This is a genomic window from Rathayibacter sp. AY1A3 (assembly GCF_002930975.1).
In the GTDB taxonomy this organism is placed as follows: domain Bacteria; phylum Actinomycetota; class Actinomycetes; order Actinomycetales; family Microbacteriaceae; genus Rathayibacter.
On the sequence record NZ_PSTO01000074.1, the window covers coordinates 1 to 3,108 of the forward strand.

The following is a 3,108-nucleotide window of genomic DNA, read 5'->3' on the forward strand; positions in this document are numbered from 1 at the left end:
CCTCCTGATCCGACCCCGGGCCGGGCGGAGGGGGGCCGCCCGGCCCGGGGTCGGATCAGGAGGCGAGCAGCGCCTCGGTCTCGCGGCGCAGCTCGAGCGCCTCGGCGAGGGACTCGTCGATGATGACGTCGTCCCAGCCGACCGTCGCGCCCTGCGCGATGTCGTTGCGCAGCTCGACGTGGTGGGCGAGCGCGACGGGGAGGGCGCCGGTGGCGACCGAGTGCTTCGCGGAGACGAGCTTGCCGTAGACGGTGAAGCCGCCCTCGCCGTCGAGGAACTCGCCGGCCTTCAGGTCCTTCTTGGCCGTCGCGACCACGTCGCCGTAGAAGCCCTCGGGGTGGCCGGTCGAGATGCCGCGCAGGGCGGCGTTGGCGATCGACATGTTCAGCTCGAGGCCGACGTAGTGGTACGGGCGGTAGAGCGCCGCGTACTGCTTGGTCGGGTCCGGGTGCCACGGGTACTCGTCGAAGCAGGTCGACACGTAGGGGTTGGTCGCCTTGACGACGACGTAGACGCCCTCCTGGGTGTTGTGCGGGATGAGGGCGCCGTCGCGGGTGACGCTCGACATCACGTCGACGGTGCCCTCGTGGTCGAGCGCTCCGCCGATCGAGCGGGGGCGGCTGATCGTGGCGATCTCCTCGACGTCGCCCGGGGTGAAGGTGAGGCCGGCGTCGGAGGGGACGAGCCCGGCCGCGTTGGCGACGGCGGCCATCTCGATGGCGGCCTTGGTGCCGTCGCGGAACGAGGTGTGCATGTAGGGGTTGAGCTGGCCGGAGTCGGTGAGCTCCTTGCTGAACTCCCAGTTCTCCCAGACGTTGTCGGGGTTCATCTGGTGGTAGTGCTCGAGGTACTTGGCGCCCTTGCCGGCGCAGACGACGTCGAAGCCGCTGGTGCGGGCCCAGTCGACGAGCTCCATGATGAGGGCCGGCTGGTCGCCGTAGGCCATCGAGTAGACGATGCCCGCCTTCTCCGCCCGCTTGGCGAGCGCCGGTCCGGCGAGGGCGTCGGCCTCGACGGTGACCATGATGATGTGCTTGCCGGTCTCGATCGCGCGGAGGGCGTGGTGCACGCCGACGATGGGGTTGCCGGTCGCCTCGACGATGACGTCGATGTCGTGCTCGAAGAGGACGGCCGCGTTGTCGACGATGGTGGTGGTGCGGTTGGCGAGCGCCTCGGGGATGTCGGCGGCCATCGCCTCGGCGGGCCAGTCGACCAGCTCGAAGGCGCCGCGGGCGCGGGCCACGTTCACGTCGGCGATGGCGACCACGTGGACGCCGGGGATGTTGCGCGCCTGCGAGAGGTACATGGTGCCGTAGCGGCCGGCGCCGATCAGCCCGACGCGGATGGGGCGGCCCTCGCGTTCGCGATCGCCGAGGAGTTTGTACAGGTTCACGTTGACCTCTCTGGTCCGGTGGCGCACGGACGCGGAGAGCCGCCGGTGAGGGCGGTGGACGTCGTCGTCGTGCGCAGTCTTCTTCGGAGGAATTCTGCTGACCGGTCGGGGTGGAACCGGTACCAGTTTTGTACCAGCGCCCGTTAGGCTGTGTCAACAGCAGTTCGCATCGCGGCGTTCGACGAGGACCCCGCCGGCCCCCGGGAGGACCCGTGCAGAAAGCTCCGACGATCCGCGACGTCGCCCGCACCGCGGGCGTCTCGGTCTCGGTCGTCTCCCGCGTGCTCAACGACGGCACCGGCCCGGTCGCTGTCGACACCCGGCGCCGCGTGGTCGAGGCGATCGACGAGCTCGGCTTCCGCCCCCGCGCCGCCGCCCGCGAGCTCAGCCAGGGGCAGGCCCTCGCGATCGGCCTGGTCCTGCCCGACCTCACCAACCCGTTCTTCGCCCGCCTCGCCGACAAGGTGGTCTGGGAGGCGCGCGCCCGCGGGGCCCAGGTGCTCCTGGTCACCACGCAGGAGGACTCCCACGTCGAGGGCGAGTCGCTCACGAGCCTGCTCGACCGCTCCGTCGGAGGCGTGATCGCCACCCCCTCCGGCGACAACCTCGAGAAGTGGTCGCGCCTGCGCCGCGCCGGAGTCGACGTGGTCTTCGTCGACCGCACCACGCCCGGGCTCGACGACGTCGACGTCGTCAGCATCGGCAACTCCGCCTCCGCCGCCCGGGCCACCGACCACCTGATCGCGCTCGGCCACACCCGGATCGCGATCCTCTCCGGACCCGCGCACACCTCCACCGGCCAGGCCCGCGTCGCCGGGTACCGCGCCTCCCTCACCGCGGCCGGCCTGCCGCTGGACTCCACGCTCGTGCGCGACGTGCCCTTCCGCGGCGACGTCGGCGGCGAGGCGGTCGCCGCCCTCCTCGCGCTGCCGGAGCCGCCGACCGCCCTCGTCGTCGCCAACACCGCGCAGGTGCGCAGCGCCGTGCACCGGCTCTTCCAGCTCGGCATCCGGATCCCGGAGGCCCTCTCGGTCGTCGTGTTCGACGACAACCCGTGGAGCGAGCTGGTCACCCCGCCGCTCAGCGTCGTCCGCCAGCCGATCGACATGCTCGCCCGTCACAGCGTCGAGCTCGTCCTCGCCCGCATGCAGGGCCGCCTCCCCGAGGCCCCGCAGCACATCGAGGTGCAGGCCGACCTCGTCATCCGCTCCAGCTGCGCCGCACCCCCGCAGCGCTGATCCCCCTCCCCCCTCCGAAAGGCACGCCATGTCCGATCCCGTCGTCGTCACCGCGATCTTCACCCCCGCCGAGGGGCAGCGCGACGCGCTCGTCGCCGCCCTCTCCACCGCCATCGCGGAGGTGCACGAGGAGGAGGGCTGCGAGCTCTACGCGATCCACGACTCGCCCGACGGCACCATCGTCATGCTGGAGAAGTGGACGAGCGGCGACCTGCTCGACGCGCACGGCGCCGGAGAGCCGGTCGTCCGCCTCAACGCGGCGATCCGCGGACTCGTCGCCCACCCGCCCGTCGTGACGCGGCTCGTCCCGATCCCGGCCGGCACCTCGCAGCAGGGCGAGCTCTAGCACCCGGGGGCGGGGCCGCTCCGGATCCGGATGCCGAGCTGGAAGAGCCGGTGCACGGCGCTGCGCACCTGCGCGGTGTTGGCGACGACGAGGGCGGTCGCCGCCGACGTCGCCGCGGAAGGGCACGTCGC

3 protein-coding genes are annotated in these 3,108 nt (G+C 72.2%); 2 read left to right on the top strand and 1 reads right to left on the bottom strand.

The window, feature by feature from the left end:
* Window positions 1-55: 55 nt before the first annotated feature.
* Window positions 56-1,393: an NAD(P)H-dependent oxidoreductase gene (locus C5C10_RS17300; RefSeq protein ID WP_104251308.1), complete on the bottom strand. Its 1,338-nt coding sequence runs from the start codon at window positions 1,391-1,393 to the stop codon at window positions 56-58.
* 212 nt (window positions 1,394-1,605) lie between these two features.
* On the opposite strand from C5C10_RS17300, the gene C5C10_RS17305 reads away from it, so the two are divergent.
* Window positions 1,606-2,631: a LacI family DNA-binding transcriptional regulator gene (locus C5C10_RS17305; protein ID WP_104274254.1), complete on the top strand. Its 1,026-nt coding sequence runs from the start codon at window positions 1,606-1,608 to the stop codon at window positions 2,629-2,631.
* 28 nt (window positions 2,632-2,659) lie between these two features.
* Window positions 2,660-2,977: a putative quinol monooxygenase gene (locus C5C10_RS17310; RefSeq protein WP_104224889.1), complete on the top strand. Its 318-nt coding sequence runs from the start codon at window positions 2,660-2,662 to the stop codon at window positions 2,975-2,977.
* The last annotated feature ends 131 nt before the right edge of the window (window positions 2,978-3,108 follow it).

Excerpts from the sequence above, each read along its gene's own strand:
- C5C10_RS17310 (WP_104224889.1), top strand. The coding sequence starts at position 2,660 with ATGTCCGATCCCGTCGTCGTCACCGCGATCTTCACCCCCGCCGAGGGG.